At 60.5% G+C, this 20,170-nt stretch carries 24 protein-coding genes and 1 tRNA gene; 10 read left to right on the top strand and 15 right to left on the bottom strand.

From position 1 onward, the window contains the following. Nucleotides 1–107: 107 nt before the first annotated feature. A complete protein-coding gene (nifH, locus tag VMV64_RS14260) occupies nt 108–980 on the bottom strand; it encodes a nitrogenase iron protein (RefSeq protein ID WP_325331470.1) in 873 nt (290 codons plus the stop codon). 493 nt (nt 981–1,473) lie between these two features. Here nifH and VMV64_RS14255 point away from each other — a divergent pair, with 493 nt between their 5' ends. From VMV64_RS14255 to VMV64_RS14215, 9 genes are all read left to right on the top strand, one after another. Continuing rightward, the gene (locus VMV64_RS14255; protein ID WP_325331468.1) at nt 1,474–2,292 is read left to right on the top strand and encodes an NAD(+)--dinitrogen-reductase ADP-D-ribosyltransferase; all 819 of its coding nucleotides are present in this window, start codon (nt 1,474–1,476) and stop codon (nt 2,290–2,292) included. Continuing rightward, complete coding sequence (gene draG / locus VMV64_RS14250; RefSeq protein WP_325331466.1) at nt 2,292–3,272, top strand: ADP-ribosyl-[dinitrogen reductase] hydrolase; 981 nt, start codon at nt 2,292–2,294, stop codon at nt 3,270–3,272. Before VMV64_RS14255 ends, draG begins: the two co-directional genes overlap by 1 nt. Nucleotides 3,273–3,319: 47 nt before the next feature. Continuing rightward, nucleotides 3,320–3,676 carry a winged helix-turn-helix domain-containing protein gene (locus VMV64_RS14245; protein WP_325331464.1) on the top strand — a complete coding sequence of 119 codons (357 nt, stop codon included), beginning with the start codon at nt 3,320–3,322 and terminating at the stop codon, nt 3,674–3,676. Nucleotides 3,677–3,892: 216 nt separating this feature from the next. Further along, nucleotides 3,893–4,039 carry a hypothetical protein gene (locus VMV64_RS14240; RefSeq protein ID WP_325331462.1) on the top strand — a complete coding sequence of 49 codons (147 nt, stop codon included), beginning with the start codon at nt 3,893–3,895 and terminating at the stop codon, nt 4,037–4,039. Between the two features lie 27 nt (nt 4,040–4,066). Continuing rightward, a complete protein-coding gene (modA, locus tag VMV64_RS14235) occupies nt 4,067–4,828 on the top strand; it encodes a molybdate ABC transporter substrate-binding protein (RefSeq protein ID WP_325331460.1) in 762 nt (253 codons plus the stop codon). A gap of 25 nt (nt 4,829–4,853) precedes the next feature. After that, nucleotides 4,854–5,621, top strand: a complete 768-nt coding sequence (gene modA, locus VMV64_RS14230) for a molybdate ABC transporter substrate-binding protein (RefSeq protein WP_325331458.1) — start codon at nt 4,854–4,856, stop codon at nt 5,619–5,621. A gap of 12 nt (nt 5,622–5,633) precedes the next feature. Beyond that, nucleotides 5,634–6,311 carry a molybdate ABC transporter permease subunit gene (modB, locus tag VMV64_RS14225; RefSeq protein WP_325331456.1) on the top strand — a complete coding sequence of 226 codons (678 nt, stop codon included), beginning with the start codon at nt 5,634–5,636 and terminating at the stop codon, nt 6,309–6,311. Further along, entirely contained in the window at nt 6,308–7,381 is a 1,074-nt protein-coding gene (modC, locus tag VMV64_RS14220; protein ID WP_325331454.1) for a molybdenum ABC transporter ATP-binding protein, read from the top strand. Before modB ends, modC begins: the two co-directional genes overlap by 4 nt. A gap of 20 nt (nt 7,382–7,401) precedes the next feature. Beyond that, the gene (locus tag VMV64_RS14215; protein WP_325331452.1) at nt 7,402–7,752 is read left to right on the top strand and encodes a hypothetical protein; all 351 of its coding nucleotides are present in this window, start codon (nt 7,402–7,404) and stop codon (nt 7,750–7,752) included. A gap of 10 nt (nt 7,753–7,762) precedes the next feature. Here the strand turns inward: VMV64_RS14215 and VMV64_RS14210 are convergent, their stop codons facing one another. The 9 genes from VMV64_RS14210 to VMV64_RS14170 form a co-directional block, all read right to left on the bottom strand. After that, nucleotides 7,763–8,224: a GNAT family N-acetyltransferase gene (locus VMV64_RS14210; RefSeq protein WP_325331450.1), complete on the bottom strand. Its 462-nt coding sequence runs from the start codon at nt 8,222–8,224 to the stop codon at nt 7,763–7,765. Beyond that, on the bottom strand, nt 8,225–9,061 hold the full coding sequence (locus VMV64_RS14205; RefSeq protein ID WP_325331448.1) for an SIR2 family protein: 837 nt from the start codon (nt 9,059–9,061) through the stop codon (nt 8,225–8,227). Between the two features lie 2 nt (nt 9,062–9,063). Further along, entirely contained in the window at nt 9,064–9,273 is a 210-nt protein-coding gene (gene nifT / locus VMV64_RS14200; protein WP_325331446.1) for a putative nitrogen fixation protein NifT, read from the bottom strand. Nucleotides 9,274–9,498: 225 nt separating this feature from the next. Further along, the gene (locus tag VMV64_RS14195) at nt 9,499–9,813 is read right to left on the bottom strand and encodes a nitrogen fixation protein NifZ (RefSeq protein WP_325331444.1); all 315 of its coding nucleotides are present in this window, start codon (nt 9,811–9,813) and stop codon (nt 9,499–9,501) included. Nucleotides 9,814–9,815: 2 nt separating this feature from the next. Next, nucleotides 9,816–10,181 carry an iron-sulfur cluster assembly accessory protein gene (locus VMV64_RS14190; RefSeq protein ID WP_325331442.1) on the bottom strand — a complete coding sequence of 122 codons (366 nt, stop codon included), beginning with the start codon at nt 10,179–10,181 and terminating at the stop codon, nt 9,816–9,818. A 10-nt stretch (nt 10,182–10,191) separates the two neighbouring features. After that, nucleotides 10,192–10,404 carry a 4Fe-4S binding protein gene (locus VMV64_RS14185; protein ID WP_325331440.1) on the bottom strand — a complete coding sequence of 71 codons (213 nt, stop codon included), beginning with the start codon at nt 10,402–10,404 and terminating at the stop codon, nt 10,192–10,194. Between the two features lie 202 nt (nt 10,405–10,606). Then, a complete protein-coding gene (nifB, locus tag VMV64_RS14180) occupies nt 10,607–12,181 on the bottom strand; it encodes a nitrogenase cofactor biosynthesis protein NifB (protein ID WP_325331438.1) in 1,575 nt (524 codons plus the stop codon). A gap of 244 nt (nt 12,182–12,425) precedes the next feature. After that, complete coding sequence (gene nifA / locus VMV64_RS14175; protein WP_325331436.1) at nt 12,426–14,057, bottom strand: nif-specific transcriptional activator NifA; 1,632 nt, start codon at nt 14,055–14,057, stop codon at nt 12,426–12,428. Between the two features lie 211 nt (nt 14,058–14,268). After that, nucleotides 14,269–14,356: transfer RNA gene (locus VMV64_RS14170), tRNA-Ser, on the bottom strand. A 107-nt stretch (nt 14,357–14,463) separates the two neighbouring features. Here VMV64_RS14170 and VMV64_RS14165 point away from each other — a divergent pair. Further along, entirely contained in the window at nt 14,464–15,153 is a 690-nt protein-coding gene (locus tag VMV64_RS14165) for a Bax inhibitor-1/YccA family protein (RefSeq protein WP_325331434.1), read from the top strand. Between the two features lie 45 nt (nt 15,154–15,198). Here VMV64_RS14165 and rlmD read toward each other — a convergent pair whose 3' ends face one another. From rlmD to VMV64_RS14140, 5 genes are all read right to left on the bottom strand, one after another. Next, nucleotides 15,199–16,488, bottom strand: a complete 1,290-nt coding sequence (rlmD, locus tag VMV64_RS14160; RefSeq protein ID WP_325331432.1) for a 23S rRNA (uracil(1939)-C(5))-methyltransferase RlmD — start codon at nt 16,486–16,488, stop codon at nt 15,199–15,201. A 113-nt stretch (nt 16,489–16,601) separates the two neighbouring features. Further along, a complete protein-coding gene (locus tag VMV64_RS14155) occupies nt 16,602–17,375 on the bottom strand; it encodes a 3'-5' exonuclease (protein WP_325331430.1) in 774 nt (257 codons plus the stop codon). Beyond that, on the bottom strand, nt 17,375–17,797 hold the full coding sequence (locus tag VMV64_RS14150) for a YdbL family protein (protein ID WP_325331428.1): 423 nt from the start codon (nt 17,795–17,797) through the stop codon (nt 17,375–17,377). The genes VMV64_RS14155 and VMV64_RS14150 overlap by 1 nt, the downstream gene beginning before the upstream one ends. A 9-nt stretch (nt 17,798–17,806) precedes the next feature. Continuing rightward, the gene (locus VMV64_RS14145; RefSeq protein WP_325331426.1) at nt 17,807–17,992 is read right to left on the bottom strand and encodes a hypothetical protein; all 186 of its coding nucleotides are present in this window, start codon (nt 17,990–17,992) and stop codon (nt 17,807–17,809) included. A gap of 20 nt (nt 17,993–18,012) precedes the next feature. Continuing rightward, nucleotides 18,013–20,034: a hypothetical protein gene (locus VMV64_RS14140; protein ID WP_325331424.1), complete on the bottom strand. Its 2,022-nt coding sequence runs from the start codon at nt 20,032–20,034 to the stop codon at nt 18,013–18,015. Between the last annotated feature and the right edge of the window lie 136 nt (nt 20,035–20,170).

Here is a 20,170-nt window from a genome sequence, read left to right as displayed (position 1 = left end):
TCGAACTCCTTATTTCGATATCTTTCACCGCAGAGACGCGGAGGCGCGGAGGATTGCACCGGCTCTTTGTTTTTCTCTGCGTCTCTGCGCCTCTGCGGTTGAACCTGTTACGCCGCAGCCGCCTTGCCGACGATGGACTCGTCCACTGCCTCCATCACGCCGAACTCAAGCAGCAGATCTTCCAGCTCGTCCATGGTGATCGGAGTCGGGATGGTGCCCTTGCCGGCGTTGGCATGGATTTTCTGGGCAAGCTGACGGTACTCTTCAGCCTGCTTCGAATCCGGCGCATATTCCAGCACCGTCATGCGGCGCAGTTCGGCGTGCTGGACCACGTTGTCGCGCGGCACGAAGTGGATCAGCGTGGTGTTCAGCTTCTTCGCCAGGGCTTCGGCCAGCTCCAGTTCCTTGTCGGTCTGGCGCTCGTTGCAGATCAGCCCGCCCAGACGCACTCCGCCGGCGTTGGCGTACTTGAGAATGCCCTTGGAGATGTTGTTGGCGGCATACATCGCCATCATCTCGCCGGACATCACGATGTAGATTTCCTGCGCCTTGTTCTCGCGGATGGGCATGGCGAAACCGCCGCACACCACGTCGCCGAGCACGTCGTAAGAAACGTAGTCCATGCCTTCGTAAGCGCCATTCTCTTCGAGGAAGTTGATGGCAGTGATCACACCGCGACCGGCGCAACCTACTCCAGGTTCAGGCCCACCGGACTCTGCGCACTTGATGTCGCGATAGCCGAACTTCATTACGTCCTCGATTTCCAGATCTTCCACGCTGCCTGCTTCGGCGGCCAGGGAGAGCACCGTGTCCTGCGCCTTGGCGTGCAGGATCAAACGGGTGGAGTCGGCCTTGGGGTCGCAGCCGACGATGAGGATTTTCTGGCCCATTTCGGCCAGAGCCGCCAGGGTGTTTTGGGAAGTGGTGGACTTGCCGATCCCCCCCTTGCCGTAAAAAGCGATTTGTCTAAGTGCGCCCATCTGTTTCTCCTTCGTCAAAAATTAAGAATCCGGTTCGGTTCGCTTGTTATGCAACCTGCCTTGTTCAACGCTTATGCAACCACTGTGCCAAGTCCCGCAAAAACTCCGCAACGCATTGATATGTCTTCTTATTCGCCACCACGGCCGGGCTGAATCAGCTGCCTGCACCAGACACTACGCAAAGCCTGTGCCATACCCCGAATAAATCTGCTAACACAATGTTTATAAAATACAATTGTCGATTATCAGGGTATGGCAGACTTGTGTCGCAAAGCCGACAAACAGGATGGCGATGTCGGGAAGTCTTCGAATTCCCACACCAGACAACATGAACCGCAGAGGCGCGGAGGCGCGGAGGCGCAGAGAAGAGCTTTCCTGATAGCCTTATTTGACGGCATTCCAATGCTTTGCCTTTCTCTGCGCCTCCGCGCCTCTGCGGTAAAAAATCAAACCTTGGCCAGTGTTAGGAACAAAAATTGCTGTACCCCTCGCCATGGATGGCAAAACCGACAATTTCAAAGGCCACAGCACCAACCTGGTGGGCATCCCCACCGGCCTCCTAGCCAGTGCCGCCTTCAACGACTACCCGCTGGCGCTGTCGATCGGCGGCGTGCAGGAGTTGAACCGGCCGTTTTTCGAGATGCTGGCCAAGGCGACTAACTCCGCCGAGGCCGGCGGGATGTTCGAGCATTACATGGGCATGCTGTTCGGGCTGGGCGGGACCGCGCTGGCGGGCGACGAAGGCGGCGGCAAGCGGCGCTTCCGTTCCAGCTACCGGCGTCTGCTGGAAGGCTGGGGGTTCGACTCCAACGGCCCTGAGGGGGCAGTGCTGAAAGGCTGGGTGGAAAGCCGCTTCGGCCTGCTGCCCATCTTCCACAAGGAGAAGCTGGGCCGATTTCCCTCGCCTGCCTGGATCGCCTACGTCGAGCAAAAAATGTCGAGCCGATTCCACAACAACAGCATCAGCCTGCAACTCGACATCCTCTACGAGTTCTGCCAGTGGATGCTGGCGCGGTGGCTGGCGCCGGGGCGCAGGCACATCACCCTGTACCGCGGCATCAACAATTTCGACGAACACCGGGTGATCGAACGCATCGACAAGCGCACTGCCGTGATCCGCCAGAACAACCTGGTTTCGTTCACCGCCAATCGCTACATCGCCGACGAATTCGGCGACATCATCCTTGAATCCAGGGTGCCGTTAGTGAAAGTACTGTTCTTCAATGGCCTGCTGGCCGGACATCCGCTCAAAGGCGAGGGGGAGTATCTGGTGATCGGCGGCGATTACCGGGTAACGATGAGTTATTTTTGATGACGCATTCATCACCCATTACCCATTCCCCATCACCGGCGCTCCTGCACAGCAGGGCGCTGGGCGCCTACCTAGGCCTGGCCTGTGGCGACGCCCTGGGCGCCACGGTGGAATTCCTGATGCCGCGGGAAATCAAGGCGCAGTACGGCACCCACCGCGAAATCACCGGAGGCGGCTGGTTGCGCCTCAAGCCAGGCCAGGTGACGGACGACACCGAGATGTCCCTGTATCTCGGCCAGGCGATCCTGGACAGCGGCGGCTGGAACCAGGTGGCGGCAGCCGACGCCTTTGCCGCCTGGCTCAAATCCAAACCGGCGGATGTCGGCGCCACCTGCCGCCGCGGCATCCGCCGCTACATGCTGCAGGGCATCGTCGAAGGCCCGCCCTCCGACACCGACGGGGGCAACGGCGCGGCCATGCGCAACCTGCCGGTGGCATTGTTCACCCTGGGAAACGACGCCCTGTTCGAGCGCTACAGCCTGGAGCAGGCCCACATCACCCACCACCACCCGTTTTCCGACGCGGGCACCCTGGCGCTGGGGCGGATGGTACAAACCCTGATCCTCGGCGGCGGCATCAGGGAATGCCGCGCCATCGCCAACCGGCTGATCGAACAGCACCGGCAGTTCCGCCTCCACCCCTATCCGGGCCGTGCCTCGGGCTACATCGTGGACACGGTGCAGACGGTGCTGCATCACTTTTTCTACACCGACAATTTCGAGAGCTGCGTGGTGGAAACAGTCAACTGCGGCGAGGACGCCGATACCACGGGGGCGCTGGCGGGAATGCTGGCGGGCGCGCTGTACGGCGCGGAAGCGATCCCCAAGCGCTGGCTTGCCGCGCTCGATCCTGCCGTGACGCGCAGAATCGGCGAACAGGCGGAAGGACTGCTGAGGATGGCCCCGGCAGCGCAGGATTCAGCATGGAAATTCGACGGCAACCCACTTCGCCATTTCGGCATGCCGCCTCTTGCGCCCTGACGTCAAACGGGTATCGTATTGACTTTTCGGAACACGATATCCCCGCAATGAACGATTCGCTTCAACCCCGCCTGCGCATTCTGTTCGGCCATGCCATTCCCATCGGCCCCGGCAAGGCGGAGCTGCTGGAACATATCGCGGAAACCGGCTCCATATCCGCCGCCGCCCGGCACATGAACATGAGTTATCGCCGTGCCTGGCTGCTGGTGGATACCATGAACCAGTGCTTCAAGTCTCCCCTGGTGGAAACCGCCACCGGCGGCAAGGGCGGCGGCGGCGCCCGCATCTCCGATTTAGGGCGCGAGGTGCTGCGCCGCTACCGGGAGATGGAGGACAAGGCCGCCGGGGCGGTGGCGGACGACATGGCGTATTTTTCCTCCCTGCTCGCCGCTACGCCGGATTGACATTTTCGGTGCATGGGCACTAGGATGGTGCAGCGTTATGTACGAATGAATACATCCGTTTGCTTTCATTGTGCGGGGCAACTCTAAGCAGTTAGTTGAATATTAAGTAATATTCGTTATTGTTTGGGTAATGGCACGGAGCTTGCTGTGTGATACGGGACGGCCTTATACCGCCATTCGTTATATCTGACAATATATAGCCAAGGAGATCGCACCATGAATACCAGCGCGCGCAACCAGTTTGACGGACAAGTTTCAGCCGTCAAAACCAACGAGAGCGTCGCCAAACTCGGCCTCAAGAAGGGCGTGGAAGCGTGCGCGCTATTCATGGCCAGCAGCATGATCATCGGCGTAAAAGCCTGAAGTATTTCTATCTACAAGAGGTATTCCATGAAAAGCACATCCGCGAAACTGCTATTCGGCCTGCTGCTGGCCTTGGCCGGACCTGCTCTGGCCGACGAGGTGCAGGTGGCCGTGGCGGCCAACTTCATGGCGCCGATGAAGACCATCGCCGCCGACTTCGAAAAGGACACCGGCCATAAGGCCGTGCTGGCGTTCGGTACGGTTGGCAAGTTTTATGCGCAAATTCATAATGGCGCGCCTTTCGAGGTAATGGTCGCATCCGACGAGGAAACACCTGCAAAACTGGCAAGGGACGGTTTAGCCCTGGGCGACACCCGTTATGTCTATGCCATCGGCAAGCTCGTGCTATGGTCCTCCATGCCCGGTTTCGTGGATGGCGGGGGCGAGGTGCTCAAAAAAGGCGACTTCCGGCATCTGGCCCTGGCCAATCCAAAGCTGGCGGTTTACGGCGCGGCCGGGATGGAGGTCATGAAGCGCCTCGGAGTGTTGCCTGCGCTGGAGTCCAAGTTCGTGCTGGCGGAGAACATCACACAAGCCCACATGTTCGTATCTTCCGGCACCGCCGAGTTGGGCTTCGTTGCTTATTCCCAAGTGGCGGGCAAGGACGGCTCGGGCATCGCCTCGGGTTCGGCCTGGATGGTGCCTCAAGAGTTTTATTCACCTATCCGCCAGGATGTAATCGTGCTCGCCAAGGGCAAGGACAACCCGGCTGCCATTTCCCTGGCGAGTTACCTGAAAACACCGAAGGCCAAGGCCGTCATCCGCTCCTTCGGCTACGATCTTCCCTGAACCCACCCAAGAAAGGAAACATCCCATGAAACTGCTGCTTCGCGTCCTCGCTCTGCTAACCTTGTTCGCGGGTATTACTTACCGCGCCGAAGCGGGTGAACTCACCATCGCCGCTGCCGCCGACCTCAAGTACGCGCTGGAGGAAATGACCGGCGCTTTCCGTGCCGAGCATCCCAACGACAAGGTAGACGTCATCTTCGGCTCCTCCGGCAAGTTCCACACCCAGATACAGAACGGCGCGCCCTTCGACCTGTTCTTCTCCGCCGATATCGCCTATCCCCGTGAACTGCGGGACAAGGGACTGGCAGCCACGCCGCCCAAGCTGTATGCCATCGGTCGCATCGTGCTGTGGAGCCTGAAGCCGGAACTGGCGAAGCTGCCGTTGAAGTCCTTGCCCGCCAGCCCGGCTATCCGCAAATTCGCCATCGCCAACCCGGACCACGCCCCTTATGGCCGTCGCGCCCAAGAAGCCTTGCAGCACGAAGGCGTCTGGGAAACCATGAAACCCAAGCTGGTCATGGGTGAAAACATCGCGCACACGTCCCAATACGTGGACAGCGGCGCGGCGGAAGCCGGCATCATTGCCCTGTCCCTGGTGAAGGGGCCGGCCTTGGCCAACAAGGGGGCCTGGACCTTGATCCCGGCCGAGTGGCACGCGCCGCTGGAGCAGGCCTACGTCATCACCACCCGTGCCAAGGATAATCCTCTGGCGGCGGCCTTCGCCAATTACATGGAAACCCCGGCGGCACGGGCGGTGATGCGCCGCTACGGCTTCGTCCTGCCGGGCGAGTGAGAGGGAAACATCATGTCCGAATCCGATTGGCTGGCGCTTAAAGTGACTTTGGAATTGTCCGGTGTCACTACCCTGGTGTTGCTTGTTCTGGGCACGCCGCTGGCTTGGTGGCTGGCCCGCAGTCGCTCACGCTTTGCCGTGGTGGCGGAGTCAATCGTGGCCCTGCCCCTAGTGCTCCCACCCACGGTGCTGGGCTTTTACATGCTAGTGTTGCTCGGCCCCAAGGGACTGGTCGGTGGCACTCTCGAAACCATGGGCCTGCATCACTTGGCCTTCACCTTCCCTGGCCTGGTGGTGGCCTCGACCATCTATTCCCTGCCCTTCATGACGCAACCGCTCAAGGACGCCTTCAACGCCGTGGGCAACCGTATGATCGAGGCGGCCGCCACCCTGCGCGCCGGACCCTGGGACCGCTTCTTCACCGTGGTGGTGCCCCTGACCCGGCGCGGCTTTCTCACCGCCATCACCCTTACCTTCGCGCACACTGTCGGTGAATTCGGCGTGGTGCTCATGGTCGGCGGCAACATCCCGGACCAGACGCGGGTATTGTCCATCGCCATCTACGACCATGCCGAGGCCATGGAATACGCTTCCGCACACATCCTGGCCGGTGGCTTGCTGGCGGCTTCCTTTTTGATGCTGGTGATGGTCTATGCCCTCAACCGGCGTTACATGACGGTGCACCTATGAGCATCGAGGCACGCTTCAAGCTTGGCTTTTCCGGTTTCGATCTGGATGTTGATTTGACTCTGCCTGGCCGGGGGGTTACCGCGCTGTTCGGCCCTTCCGGCTCGGGCAAGACCACGCTGCTGCGCTGTCTGGCCGGCCTGGAACTGGCATCCAACGGCTATCTGGAAGTCAACGGCGAAATCTGGCAGGACGACAGCAAGGACATTTACCTGCCCACCCACCGCCGCCCCCTCGGCTACGTGTTCCAGGAGGCCAGCCTGTTTCCGCACCTCAGCGTGCGGCGCAATCTCAAATACGGCATGAGCCGCATCGCGGACGGCGCGCGGCGGGTGTCGCTGGACAGCGCCATCGAGTTGCTGAGCATCGGCCACCTGCTGGAGCGCATGCCGGATCGGCTTTCCGGCGGCGAACGCCAGCGTGTATCCATCGCCCGCGCACTGGCGGTGAGCCCCAGGATACTGCTCATGGACGAACCGCTGGCGGCGCTCGACTTGGCGCGCAAGCAGGAGATACTGCCCTATCTGGAGCGGCTGCACGACGAGCTTTCCATCCCCGTCGTCTACGTTAGCCATTCTCCGGACGAGGTGGCGCGACTGGCCGACTACATGGTGCTGATGGAAGGGGGAAAAACCGTGGCGAGCGGGCCGATTCACGAAATGTTGACGCGTCTGGATCTACCCCTGGCCCACGGCGACGAGGCCGGAGTGGTGATCGACACGATGGTGGGCGAACACGATGAGACCTATCATCTCACCCGGCTCGATTTTGCCGGAGGCAGCATCAGCGTCGCCCGCCAGCCCTATACCTTGGGGCATCGGATGCGTTTGCGCATCCATGCCCGCGACGTCAGCCTCGCCCTGGAACGGCACAGCGATTCCAGCATCCTCAACATCCTGCCGGCCAGGGTGGTGGAGATTGCCGACGAAACCCCCGCCCATGTCGTGGTGCGGCTCGATGCCGGAGGCGTCCCGCTGCTGGCGCGGATCACGCGCAAGTCCAGCGCCCTGCTAGGCCTCAGGCCGGGGATGGCGGTGTTTGCCCAAGTGAAGAGCGTTGCCTTGCTGTCTTGAGAAAATGGAAAAGAAACCCAATGAAAAACGAATGGATGAAATCGCTGCCCTCCGAATATGCCGTCAAAGTGGTGCCGCCAGTGAAGCTGGATACCTTCGCCGATCCATCGGCCCGCTCGGAAAAGAGCCACGGCTACGACTCGGCGAACGAACGCTGCTTCTACCAGCACGCCTATGCAGTCACGACCGAGCGTTTCGATGAGGACGACAACTTCCTCGAAGTCGTGACCTACTTCGAAAAGGCCCGTGCATGGCGCATGAAGGACGGGCGCTGGCTCACCTACCTGTTCCGGGGCGGCGAAGAGGGCGACTGCCGCGAGCGTGCGGCGCCAGCCAGTTATACCGTGAGGCTTTCCAACCCGTTTCGCTGAACGGCGCCGATTACCCCACAGCCAGGCCATGGCGGTACACCGCCATGGCCGAGGTCAGAAACCCCTGTTTCTCGTAGAAGCGCAAAGCGGGCACATTATTCCGGTCGGCCAGCAGGGTCACGCGGAGAAAGCCTCTTGCCTCGGCCCAGGCGAGCACATGCTGCACCAATTTACTGCCCAACCCCTGCCCCCGATATGCTTCGGCCACGATCACATCTTCCAGCAACAGCACTGGCCCGCCTTCAGCAGTGCTGATGGTGGACAGCGCGTTTGCCATGCCAACGATCCGATCCTGAACGCGCAAAACAAAGATGCTGCCCAGCGCAGGGTTTTCGATGATCAGCCGCAAGCCGTTGGTCTGCTTGCCGGCATCGGGGGAAAAGTCGCTTTCAATGGAGAAAAGCCGCCCCAGCAGCTGCGCCAAGACCGGCAAGTCGGCGTGCACTGCCTCGACGATCCGGAATTGGCTCATTCAGGCGGCAACCGGCAGCCCGCAGAGCGCCGCAAAAAATTCCGCCGACCTGATGTCCAGACGCTGGATGTTCTGCTCTTCGAGGAACTTGATCTCGTTCCGGGTCAGTTCGCCCGACAGCACCGCCCAGTGCGGGCCGTCGCAGGAGCGTTTCATGATCTGGCGGGCGTAGGCGCGCTCCAGCTGGTTGCGGAAATGGCAGCCGATGAAGAGGAAGCTGCGCCCGCTACGTAAGGCTTGCACCCGCGGCGGGATCGGGGTCTGGATATCGATCTCGGTCAGCACTTCGACGAAATCCGAGTCGGAAACGATGAAATTGGCCGCCGGCGCAATCGAGCCGAAAGGCTTGTAGAGCACGGTGTCCCATCCAGCAGCCTGGGCTTCGCTGGTTTCGGTGCCGTCGGCCCGATAATACTTGACCCACTGGTCGCGGTACTCGGCGCGGCTCACGCCCTGAATCTGGCCCCAGCTCGGGCGGCCCGCCAACGCGGCCTGCGCGGCGGCATCGTACCAGGTGTCCACCAGCAGCGGCAGATTGGGCAGGGAAGCGAAATAGCGGTGCAGGGCGGAAGGCGCGACCGGGGGCTGAAAAATCTCTCTCATCACCGCGACCAGCGTCTTGCGGTGCTTGAAGTTCTCGATGTACTGCGCCGCCGCTGTCATGTTGGTGCGGATTTTGAACGGCACAGTCACCCTGGCGGAAAGCCGCGCAGCCAGCGCTTCGAACGAGGCCGGCACCGGATTCTCGCCGCCCTGCTCCAGCAACTCCGGCCCGAGGTAAGGCACCACGCCGCCTTTCGCCAGCGCCGCCGAAATTTCATGCAATACGGCGTCCATCTTCATTCTCCCAGTTTGCGCGCTTCAACCGTCAGCGGCAGGCGGGTGTCCGCCGCCATCTCCGGCAAGGCGAATTTCCAGCCGTTGGCCAGCGTCACCACGCCGCCCCACATCTCCGCCTTTTCCATCGAAACGATGGGCTCTTCCAGGTCTTTTTTCGCGATGTAGGCGGTCAGCGCGCCCGTTGAATCTTTGCGGATCATGACTTTCATTTTAAAAACCTTTTTTCTAACTGAGTTTTTAGGTTCATCCTAAAAAAAATTCACCGCGGAGGACGCTGAGGACGCTGAGGAAACGGGGTAGGCAGGGATGGGCGGCTTTATCGCCCAACTCGCAAAAACAAGGCATTGCCAAGTTATGCCGAGTCACCATTTAGGTGAGTGCATTTTTTACTTCAAGCATTTGAATTCCTCCGCGTCCTCTGCGTCCTCAGCGGTTCAACCGAGTTTTTCAGGTTCATTGGTTTCTCCAAAAACGCTTTCCGTCTCCGCCGTATCCAGCTCCCGCGCCTTCATGCCCACGATGTAGCCGCGCTCGTAGAAATCCACGCCGTAGATGTAAAACTGCTGGAGAAAGGTGCCGATCTTGGCCACATAACCCACGTCGCCTTTTTTCACCAGCACGTCGCCGATCTCCTTGCCTGGAAAAGTGCCGTCGTTACGGATATTCATCAGCGAACGCACCTTCTGGCCGTATTCGAAATGAGGCGGACCGTCGATTTCAATTGTGTCGCTATCGCGGCTGATTTTCATGGCTAGACCGGCTTGCGCACCAGGCTCACCACGTTCGCCGCGGCGGCGGAACTGCCGCACACCCCGCCGCAGGACTGGGGCATGTTCGGGTTCACGAACACCAGCCGGGTCTGGGTCATGCTTTCCTCGAAGCCGATGATGACGCCGTCCAGCAAGGGAACCGATGCCTCCGGCACGAACAGGCGGATATCGTCGTGCATCACCACGGTGTCGCCGGGCAGCGGCTCTTTTTCCACGGAAAAGTCGTAGTCCATCCCGGAGCATCCGCCGGGCTTCAGCACCAGCCTGAATCCGGAGCCGGCACCGCCGTTGAAGCGGATCATGCGGCGGATGAAATTTTCCGCCGGAATCGCGATAGTGACGTTCATGCTGCTCTCCTCAAGCCGCGTAGCGCGGCAAACTTTTATCCACCACCACGCAGCCGTCTACCGGGCAGACCTCGAAGCATTGCGGGTCTTCGCCCTCGCATTCGGTGCATTTCTTCGGATCGATGATGTAGGTGCCGTTCTTCTCCTTGATCGCGACATTGGGGCAAACCGGCTCGCAGGCGGTGCAGGCGGTGCAGGTGGAAGAGATGATCTTGTAAGGCATGGTGTTCTCCTTTTTAATAAATGAAAAACCTTAACAACGCTTTGCCACGGATGAACACGGATTGACACCGATAAACCCCAAAATCACCAGACAACTAAAGACTGGGTATGGATCGTTATGTATCGTCGCCTTTAATCCGTGTAAATCCGTGTCGCCTAGAGGCGCCTACTTTTGGTCATCCGTGGCTAAATTAATTTTTGGTTCAAGCCGCCGACACGGCCGGCTGAGCCGTTTCCATGCGCTGCCGGAACCAGGCGATCAGGGAAGGCTCGATGTACTCATGGGCGTAGCCGTCCACCACTTCGATTCCGGCCATGGCCAGGTCCTTGCGCGGGCACAGGCCGATCTTGGAAGTGAACACCGCGGCGCAGTCCTTGATCGCGGCGGTCACATCCTCCAGGATGTCTTCCTCGCCCCAGCCGCCCTGGCAGTAGTTCACGCCCTGCCGTTCATCGTCCGCCATAAATTCATATTGCTGAGGCGGCAGGGCAGGCGCGCCTCCCGCACCGGGCGCTTCGCGATACCGTGTCGGCACGCCTACCTTGCGGTGGCCGACGAACTTGGCGCCCGCGCCGCTCAGCTCGTAAATCTGGAACTCGCTGGCATGGCCGAAGTGCTGGTTGATCCGGCCGCCGCCCTTGGTCGTGACGGCCGCCAGTACCTTGGCGCCGCCCGCCTGCCCGGTCATGGCGGCGAGTTCGGACTCGCGCGCGGCCTCCTGGTCGCGGCGTTCGCGCTCGACGTATTCCCGGTAGGCCTGGCGCGGTTCGGGGTCGTAAGCCACGTCCATTGCCGCGATCCTGTCGGTGCTGAATTCCGCGCCGCGATCCTCGCCCAGCAGCCCCACCGCATCGGCGCGGCACTGGCGGCAGTGGCGCATCAAATTCATGCTCCCCTCGCAGCTGTCCTGCAACTCCTTCAGCTCCTGCGGAGTCGGGCCGCGCTGGCCGGTGAGGCCGTAATGGGTGCCGTGGGCTGGATCGGAGATCAGCGGCATGATGTTGTGGAGAAAAGCGCCGCGCGATTTCACCGCCCGGTTCACCTCTGCCAGGTGGGTGTCGTTGACGCCGGGGATCATCACCGAGTTGATCTTGACCAGGATGCCTTTCGCGGTCAGCATCTCAAGCCCCTCCATCTGGCGCTCGCCCAGTATTTTGGCGGCGTCGCGCCCCTTCCAGCGCTTTTTGTTGTAGTAGATCCACGGATATATCAGCTCGCCCACTTCCGGATCGACCATGTTGATGGTGATGGTGACGTGGTCCACGTTGAGGTCGGCGATGGCCTGCACGTAATCGGGCAGCGCCAGCCCATTGGTGGACAGGCACAGCTTGATGTCCGGCGCGTCTTTCTGGATCAGGTTGAAAGTGCGGAATGTTTTTTCCGGGTTGGCCAGCGCATCACCCGGCCCGGCGATGCCGACCACCGAAAGCTGGGGAATCGCCGCCGCCACCGCCAGCACCTTCTTCGCTGCCATCTCCGGCGTGAGCTTCTCGCTCACCACGCCGGGACGGCTTTCGTTGGCGCAGTCGTACTTGCGGTTGCAATAGTTGCACTGGATGTTGCAGGCCGGCGCCACCGCGATGTGCATACGGGCGAAGTGGTGGTGCGCCTGCTCGCTGTAGCAGGGGTGATCCTTGACCTTCGCCCAGACCTCGGGTGACAGATCGCTAGGCCCGGCGGCGGAGCCGCAACTGGACTTGCCGGAACCGCCCTTCGCGCCGCAGCCAGAAGCCTGGGCAGCCTGAGAGGCAAATATGGGAATGACTTTTGGTGGCATCGCTTGCTCCTTGTTGGCTTTGTTTCTCTTTCTGCAACAAGCGTGCCATGTAGCTATTTTAGTTTAATTACTTTAAAAACATGAAGATGAATGGAACTCGTGCGTTGTCTTGAATGCGACAAAAGATGTGGGAAAGTGAAGAATGCGACAAGAAGATAATTAATTAGGCGCGCTTCGCGCACATGAATCTGTAGCTTGGGGGCACCATCCCAGCGCCAATCATCTATGCAACACTACTGGTCCGCTACAGCTGCTTGATCTCAATATTAAACTTCTTCAACGCATAGCCCATCTGCCGCGGCGTGAGATTAAGCAGCCGCGCCGCCTTGGCCTGCACCCAGCCGCACTTCTCCATCGCCCACATCAGCCGGTCGCGCTCTGAAGCCGGCTGGCGCCCTTCAGGGTGCTCGCCGACGCTTTCCGCCTCCTGATAAGCTTCCGGCAGGTCTTCGGGTATGGTCGGCTTTTCAGGCGCGGATTGCCGCTGCGGCACGAGCGGAATCGACCGGTGCTCCTTGCCGTAGTCCTTCAGCGCCGACGAAAAACACAGCCCCTTCTCGCACAGCAGGTCGGACTGGCGGATAAGGTTGCCGCGCGTCATGGTGGCCATGCGCTCGACGCAATTTTCCAGCTCGCGCACGTTGCCCGGCCAGTTGCATTGGGTGATGGTGTGGAGCGCCTCCGGGCTGACGGTGAAGTTGCGCTTGTTTTCGCGGTTGAACTTCTCCATGAAATGCTCCAGCAGCAGGGGGATATCGTCGCGCCGTTCGCGCAGCGGCGGCAGGAAAATCGACACCACGTTAATGCGGAAGTACAGGTCGGCGCGGAACTCGCCCTTGCTCACCATTTCTTCCAGATTGCGGTTGGTGGCGGTGATCATCCGCACGTCCACGCGGATGGTGCGGTTGCCGCCGACCCGCTCGAACTCGCGCTCCTGTAGCACGCGCAGCAGCTTGGCCTGGAATGCCGGCGAGATGTCGCCGATCTCGTCGAGAAACAGCGTGCCGCCGTGGGCCTGCTCGAAACGGCCCTTGCGGTCCGAGGTAGCGCCGGTAAAAGCTCCCTTCTCGTGGCCGAACAATTCAGATTCGAGCAGGCTCTCCGGCAGGGCAGCGCAGTTGAGCTTGATGAAGGGGGCGTCCTTGCGCGGGCTGAGGTAGTGAATGGCGCGGGCGATGGCTTCCTTGCCGGTGCCGGATTCGCCGCGCAGCAGGATGGTAGCCTTGCCCGGCGCGGCTTGGTGCACGTCGGCGAAGACCTGCTGCATGCGCTTGCTCACGCCGATCACGTTTTCCAGGCTGAATTTGCCTTGCAGTTCCTTTTGCAACCGGAACTTCTCCTGCATCAACAGCTCGCGCTCCGCTGCCACGTTCTGGTGCAGGCGCACGTTCTGGCCGATCAGGTTGGCGACCATGGTAAGGAAACGGACATCGCCCTGGAAGCGGCCCGCCCCGTCCGCCTCCCGATCCATGCCCAGCACACCGATGCAGCGGCGCCCCACCTTGATCGGCACGCCGATAAACGCCAGCCCCACCTCCTCGCCTTTGCGCGAGCCGGTGCGGTTGAGAAACAGGGGTTCCTTGGCGACATCGGGAATCACCGCCGGCATGCAGCTCTGCAGGATGCGCCCGGTCACGCCTTCGCCAATCAGAAAGCGGCCGCGCCGAATCTCTTCCGGCGACAGCCCGACCGCAGCCACCACCTGCAGCTCACCGTCCTCCTGCACCAGGCTGACCATGCTGCGCTGCATGTGCAAGTGCGAGGAAAGCAGGTTCAGCACGCCGCGCAGCGTCTTGTGCAGATCCAGCGAGGAGCCGAGGATCTTGCTGATTTCATAGATGGTGACCAATTGCACCGATGGAGTGTCTTGTGCCATGTTCGATTCCGGACAATATTGACTGCGACTATATCGGCACACGCAAGTTTCGCGCCAAGCGGCCATTCCGAATTCAGCAACGGGTCAGGAATGGCGTCTTATCTTGAGTTCAGGAAATTAACAGGTTTTCTTCAGATACCGGTCCGGGAGTTCAGAACAGTAATTTGAGCAACGTAATGGTGCATGGGGGCGAACATTGAACATCAGGAGATGGCGGAAGGTGTGAGATTCGAACTCACGGATCCTTTCAGATCGGCAGTTTTCAAGACTGCTGCCTTAAACCACTCGGCCAACCTTCCGATGGCCGCCATGATACCGTTTGCCGCCTGCATTGACCAGTGCTTGAAACTTTAACCCGAATTGCGTAGTCTTACTCATGTCTTTTTTTGTAACGAGGAGTTAACTGATGCAACCAGAACTACGAATGACGTCACAAACAACCGAACTGGCCCTTGCGGCCAACAAGGTATTGCGCAACACCTACATGCTGCTCGGTTTGAGCATGATTCCGACGGTGATCGGCGCAGTGATCGGCATCAACTTGAACTTCTCGTTCATGGCGCAAAGCCCGATTCTGGGTTTCATCATCATGCTGGCGGTGATGTTCGGCCTGTTCTGGGGTATCAGCAAAAACCGCGACAACGGCTTGGGCGTGGTTCTGATGCTTGGGCTTACCTTCTTCATGGGCCTGATGCTCGGACCTATCCTGCAAGTTGCCCTGCATCTGAGAAACGGCGCGCAACTGGTCGGAATAGCGGCAGGCGGCACCGGCGTGATCTTCTTCTCCCTGGCGACCATTGCCACGGTGACCAAGAAAGATTTCAGCTTCATGGGCAAGTTCCTGTTCATCGGGCTGATCCTGCTGATCGTCGCCTCGCTGGCCAACATGTTCTTCCAGATTCCGGTGATGCAACTGACCATCTCCGCGATCGCCGTGCTGATTTTCTCCGGCTTCATCCTGTTTGATGTGAGCCGTGTCGTCACCGGCGGGGAAACCAACTACGTCATGGCCACCCTGGCGATTTACCTGGATATCTACAACCTGTTCGTCAACCTGTTGCAGTTGTTGATGGCACTGTCTGGCGAACGCGACTAGGCGTTACGCAGCATCATGAAAGGGCGGCCGATTGGCCGCCCTTTTTTATTTCTCGAACAGGGCGATGGATTCGACGTGCGCAGTATGCGGGAACATGTTGACCACGCCGGCGGCTTTCAACGCATAGCCCTTGGTGTGCACCAGCACTTCGGCATCGCGCGCCAGCGTGGCCGGGCTGCACGACACGTAGACGATCCGCTGCGGCCCGTCTTCCGCCAGCGCCTTGATCACTTCAAGCGCGCCGTCACGCGGCGGGTCGATCAGCATTTTGTCGAAATGTCCCAGTTTTTTCAGGCCGATTGCATCCGTCTCGAACAAATTCGCCTCGACAAACCGTGCCCGCGCCGATAGTCCGTTGTACTCGGCATTCGCCTGCGCCCGCCGCACCAGGGCGGCGCTGCCTTCGACCCCCACCACATCGGCACCGCGCCGGGCGATCGGCAGGCTGAAATTGCCCAGCCCGCAGAACAGGTCGGCGATGCGCTCGCCCGGCTTGGGGTCGAGCAGGTTAATTGCGCGCCGCACCAGCACGCGGTTGATATCCGGGTTGACCTGGGTAAATTCGGTGGGCCGGAACGGCATCACGATGTCGAAATCCGGCAAGGTGTAGTTGAGCTCGGGCGCATCCAGCGGATAAAATGGTTGCACCGTATCGGGGCCCTTGGACTGCAGGAAGAACTGGACCCGATGCTGGTCCGCGAAGGCACGCAGCAGCGCTTCATCCTGCTCATTCAGCGGATCCATGATGCGCAGCACCAGCACGTCGACATCCTGGCCCAGCGCCACCTCCACCTGCGGCATCCGCTCGCGGATGGAAAGCTGCTCGACCAATGCGCGCAGCGGCATGAGCAGGGCGGAAATGCGCGGGGGCAGCACTTCGCAGCTCTCCATGTCGGCGATAAAGCTGCTGCGCTTTTCATGGAAGCCAACCAGAACGCGCTCTTTTTTCCGCACATATTTGACCGACACCCTCGCCCGGTGGCGGTAGCCCCAGGGAGGACCGTAGATCGCGGGTAGTATTTCCTCTGCCCGCACCTTGCCGATATGCCACAGGTTATCTTCCAGCACGCGCTGCTTGGCAGCGACCTGCGCCCCGGCTTCCATGTGCTGCATGCTGCAGCCGCCGCACAGGCCGAAATTCGGGCAGCGAGGCGTGACGCGCATGAAGCTGGACTTGAGGATTTTCGTTGCCGTGGCCTGCTCGTAGCTGGGCTTCTTCTTGAAGGTGGAATACTCCACCGTTTCGCCGGGCAGGGCGCCTTCGATGAAGATGGTTTTGCCTTCCACATGGGCGACGCCGCGCCCTTCGTGGTCGAGGGATTCAATGATGGTCATGGGGTTCAATTCTTAAAAGCAGTTTGGCCACGGATGAACACGGATTGATGTTCGACAGGCCTTTGGGGTCTATCTGTGTAAATTCGTGTTTATCCGTGGCTAAGATATGGTTTTCATTTCCACAACGCCAGGAACTCCTGCCAGTGCGGCGCATCGGACTTGCTCAAGGTAGCGCGCACCAGATCGCACTCGGACTGGTACGCCTCGCGCGTCAACGCACCACGCATCAGCTGAAAACGCAGGTAAACCAGGTAAGTATTGGCGACGTCGGTTTCGCAATAATTGCGGATACCGTCGATCTCGCCGTTCTGGAAGGCATCCCAGACCTTGGAGCCGTCCATGCCGAGCTTGCCGGGCAGGCCGACGAGCTGCGCGATCTGGTCCAGCGGCGCATTAGCGCGCGGCTGGTAGAGTGCGAGCAGATCCATCAGGTCGAGATGGCGGGTATGGTAACGGCTGATGTAGTTGTTCCACTTGAACTCGCGGTCGTCCTCGCCCATGTCCCAGTAGCGCGGCGCCTGGATGCCGTGGATCATGGCGCGGTAGTGCAGCACCGGCAGGTCGAAGCCGCCGCCGTTCCACGACACTATCTGCGGCGTGTATTTCTCGATGCCCTCGAAGAAGCGGCGGATCAGCTCGGCCTCGTCGTCTTCGGGACTGCCCAGCGACCAGATGCGGAAGCTGTCGCGCTCGCGCAAGGCGCAGGAGATCGCCACCACGCGCTGCACGTGCAGTTGCAGGAAATCGCTGCCCGTCACCTGGCGACGCTGGTGGAAGGCCATCTCCGCCACCTGGGCCGGGTCGATTTCGTCCCCGAGCCCGTTGAGCTTGCGCAGACCATCGATGTCGGGGACTGTCTCGATGTCGAATACCAGAACGGGTGTCACTATTTCTGCACCCATGCCCCGGCGTTATTCTGATACCACCATCCCGGCGCAGCCTTCTGCACCCAACGCTGGGCGAAGGTGGCGCGTATCTCCTCCTCCCATTCCGGATGGCCGTTGGCGCGTGCAATCTCGCGGTACAGGGCCTGGCGATCCTGGTTCTCCGCCGCGACCAGCCCATTTACCGCCTGCCGCTGCGCCAGCGGCACCAGGGCAGCGTCTCGCACCGCAACCAGGCCGTTGCGCGTCAGGCCGACCGCGCCGCTGGCATAGTGACCTGCAAGCTGGTCATGGCGCTGCTGCATGGTCATTTTCAGGCTACCGATGGCAGGCGTGTTGATTTCCAGGTCGGCTGCGGCAAACGCCAGCAAAGGCATCCACAGCAGGGCAGCGACCATCCACAAACGAAGAATCTGGCTGTACATTGTGACCTCCTATTTCTGTTCGTCCGGTTTGGCCGGTGCCGGTGCGTCGCCCTGTTTCTTCAGCTGCCACACCTCGTCGATGATCTTGTCGGCAGCCTTTTCTGCTGCCGCTGCGGGAAAATAGATGTTGATGGTGACGCACGCCGAAACCGTTGCCGCCAGCAACACGGCCATAGCCATGGGTAATGTTCTCATTCAATCTCCTTCCTGATGCTTTACTGGATAACCGGCTTCACATTCTTCTGGGTGACCCGCTTCAGCCGCTCCAGCAACTCGTCCCAGCTCACCTCGCGATTGTAACCGATTACGCTGATCGCCGGTATGCCGCCGCCCTTCACGATAACGTAGCCATGCGGCGCCGGCTCGACGCCGTCCATCAGGCACACCCCGTTACGCAGCACGCAGGAAAGGCCGATCCGGTCGTAACCGAACTGTTCGAAGAAGCTCAGAAAGCTGCGCTGTATCGCGGCGGCTGCCCCGGCGCCGCCCAGAGACGAAATGCTCTGCACTGCGCTCTGGCTGATCTTCTTCGGATAGTTTCCGGGGCTGCTTGCCACCTTGGCATCGAACCGCACCGGACGCCAGTTCGACAGTTCCAGCCCGGCCACCGCTACGTCGATGCGCCCCTGCATGTTGCCGAAGGAAAAAGCGCGGGTCAGCAGATCAAGGTCAAGGTTGCGCATGTCGAGACTGGCCAGCAGGCGCGGAATGCGGCCGAAAGGCTCCTGCAGCGAGAGGTCTTTGACCACTACCGTGCCGTCGAACACCTTGAACAACAAGGCGCCATCCACCTTGAGATTGCCGCCGGCATAGCTGACGGCGGGAATGATGCCGGCCAGCGTGCCATGCATGAGCGGCAGCTTCAATGCCTCGCTGAAACGCTCCATCGAAATGGGTGCCAGGCCGCCGCTGAAGCGCCACTGCCAGCCGCCATCGCTGCGGCTGGCAGTGAAGCCGTCGAGGTTAAGCTTGCCATCGAGCAGCGGAATGGAAAAATCGGGCGTGCTGAGCTGCCAGCCCTTCATCGTCAGCGGCACCCGTGTCTCGCCCAGCGCCAGGCGCAAAACCTCGCCACTCTGAAAACTAAACTCCGCCTGACGCTCTTCCTTGTTCGACCATGGGATACGGGCGTTCATGCCACGCAGCGCGAAGCGCTGCTCCTCGTCGACGAATTCGGCAGCGCGCAGGCTGAGGTCGAAGTCGGTAGTCACGCCGTCGCGGTAGCGCCATGCCAGATCGGCGCCGCCCTTGGCCTGCAGCTTGGCGAAGGCGGTTTTTTCCAGGAAGGGTTTGAGCAGAACCTGATACAGCCCGGCCACGTCGATGCCCGCCGCCTTGAGATCGAAATCCGTCAGGCCCCGGCCCGCCCTATCCCACACACCGGAAAGCTGAGCCTCCCCCACTCCCGCCAGCCGCAGGCTGCCCTGGCTGACGCGCAACAAGCCCGCTTCCAGGCTGCCCTGCCCGGCAAAACGGTGCCCGCCATCGGCAAAATAAAGCGGCTGCCAGAAGGCCTCGCCGGATTTCCAGTCCACCTCGCCCCGCCATAGCCAGCCGCTTTTCCGGCGCGACGCATCGCATCGCACCCCGCCAGCGATTTTCTCGCCGGCATGCAGTCCGCTGGCATCGGTAAAAGCAATATCCTTGAACACCGCATCGGCAATGCCGCTTTCCACCCCAGTCCGGCCGCCGGCTAGGCTGATGCTGCCGCTCCACGTTCCGGCAGTGGGTCGCAGACCGCCCTGCGGAAGGAATCCGGCCAGCCGCGCGACCTGCCCGTTGCGGGCCTCGGCCCGGACATTCCAGCCGGGTTTGTCCCATTGCGCACTAAGTTGCCAGGTCTCGCCACGAGGAAAGTCCAGAGTCAGCGCCAGCTTTTTTGACTGCTGCTGATAAACGAAGCGTACCGGCAACTTTTCACCCAGATCCAGCTCGCCTTGGTCGCAGCGTATCTCGCCATTATTCCACTGAGTCTTTACGCAGGTCAGGCGCACCTTGCGCCAGGTCCGATCGCGCAGGGAAAGCTCTCCGATGCGCGCCTCGAAATGGGAAAAATCCGGCCCGTCCAGCGAGGCGCTAATGGCCTTGGCGTGAAAAGCGGGTGAAGAGATGTCGTCGACGCTCAGCGTGATTTGCCCGGCCTGGACAACGGGAGAAAACAACGCGAACAGGATCAAGGCACGGACAGCCTGCCGGAAGCCTACATCCTTAAAACGACGATTAACCACGAATGACACGAATTTTCACGAATTAACACGAATAGAAAAGACAAACGTCGACTCACCAAACAAGTGAATCAGACCAGCCATGCTAATGGCTCTGAGCTAATTGTGAACATTCGTGTTTCACCGGTTGGCCGCATCGATCGCGGCT

The sequence above is a fragment of the Sulfuricella sp. genome, from assembly GCF_035531155.1.
GTDB lineage: Bacteria > Pseudomonadota > Gammaproteobacteria > Burkholderiales > Sulfuricellaceae > Sulfuricella.
This window is presented reverse-complemented; position numbering and strand designations above follow the sequence as displayed.

Excerpts from the sequence above, each read along its gene's own strand:
- nifH (WP_325331470.1), bottom strand. The coding sequence starts at position 980 with ATGGGCGCACTTAGACAAATCGCTTTTTACGGCAAGGGGGGGATCGGC.
- VMV64_RS14255 (WP_325331468.1), top strand. The coding sequence starts at position 1,474 with ATGGATGGCAAAACCGACAATTTCAAAGGCCACAGCACCAACCTGGTG.
- draG (WP_325331466.1), top strand. The coding sequence starts at position 2,292 with ATGACGCATTCATCACCCATTACCCATTCCCCATCACCGGCGCTCCTG.
- VMV64_RS14245 (WP_325331464.1), top strand. The coding sequence starts at position 3,320 with ATGAACGATTCGCTTCAACCCCGCCTGCGCATTCTGTTCGGCCATGCC.
- VMV64_RS14240 (WP_325331462.1), top strand. The coding sequence starts at position 3,893 with ATGAATACCAGCGCGCGCAACCAGTTTGACGGACAAGTTTCAGCCGTC.
- modA (WP_325331460.1), top strand. The coding sequence starts at position 4,067 with ATGAAAAGCACATCCGCGAAACTGCTATTCGGCCTGCTGCTGGCCTTG.
- modA (WP_325331458.1), top strand. The coding sequence starts at position 4,854 with ATGAAACTGCTGCTTCGCGTCCTCGCTCTGCTAACCTTGTTCGCGGGT.
- modB (WP_325331456.1), top strand. The coding sequence starts at position 5,634 with ATGTCCGAATCCGATTGGCTGGCGCTTAAAGTGACTTTGGAATTGTCC.
- modC (WP_325331454.1), top strand. The coding sequence starts at position 6,308 with ATGAGCATCGAGGCACGCTTCAAGCTTGGCTTTTCCGGTTTCGATCTG.
- VMV64_RS14215 (WP_325331452.1), top strand. The coding sequence starts at position 7,402 with ATGAAAAACGAATGGATGAAATCGCTGCCCTCCGAATATGCCGTCAAA.
- VMV64_RS14210 (WP_325331450.1), bottom strand. The coding sequence starts at position 8,224 with ATGAGCCAATTCCGGATCGTCGAGGCAGTGCACGCCGACTTGCCGGTC.
- VMV64_RS14205 (WP_325331448.1), bottom strand. The coding sequence starts at position 9,061 with ATGGACGCCGTATTGCATGAAATTTCGGCGGCGCTGGCGAAAGGCGGC.
- nifT (WP_325331446.1), bottom strand. The coding sequence starts at position 9,273 with ATGAAAGTCATGATCCGCAAAGATTCAACGGGCGCGCTGACCGCCTAC.
- VMV64_RS14195 (WP_325331444.1), bottom strand. The coding sequence starts at position 9,813 with ATGAAAATCAGCCGCGATAGCGACACAATTGAAATCGACGGTCCGCCT.
- VMV64_RS14190 (WP_325331442.1), bottom strand. The coding sequence starts at position 10,181 with ATGAACGTCACTATCGCGATTCCGGCGGAAAATTTCATCCGCCGCATG.
- VMV64_RS14185 (WP_325331440.1), bottom strand. The coding sequence starts at position 10,404 with ATGCCTTACAAGATCATCTCTTCCACCTGCACCGCCTGCACCGCCTGC.
- nifB (WP_325331438.1), bottom strand. The coding sequence starts at position 12,181 with ATGCCACCAAAAGTCATTCCCATATTTGCCTCTCAGGCTGCCCAGGCT.
- nifA (WP_325331436.1), bottom strand. The coding sequence starts at position 14,057 with ATGGCACAAGACACTCCATCGGTGCAATTGGTCACCATCTATGAAATC.
- VMV64_RS14165 (WP_325331434.1), top strand. The coding sequence starts at position 14,464 with ATGCAACCAGAACTACGAATGACGTCACAAACAACCGAACTGGCCCTT.
- rlmD (WP_325331432.1), bottom strand. The coding sequence starts at position 16,488 with ATGACCATCATTGAATCCCTCGACCACGAAGGGCGCGGCGTCGCCCAT.
- VMV64_RS14150 (WP_325331428.1), bottom strand. The coding sequence starts at position 17,797 with ATGTACAGCCAGATTCTTCGTTTGTGGATGGTCGCTGCCCTGCTGTGG.
- VMV64_RS14145 (WP_325331426.1), bottom strand. The coding sequence starts at position 17,992 with ATGAGAACATTACCCATGGCTATGGCCGTGTTGCTGGCGGCAACGGTT.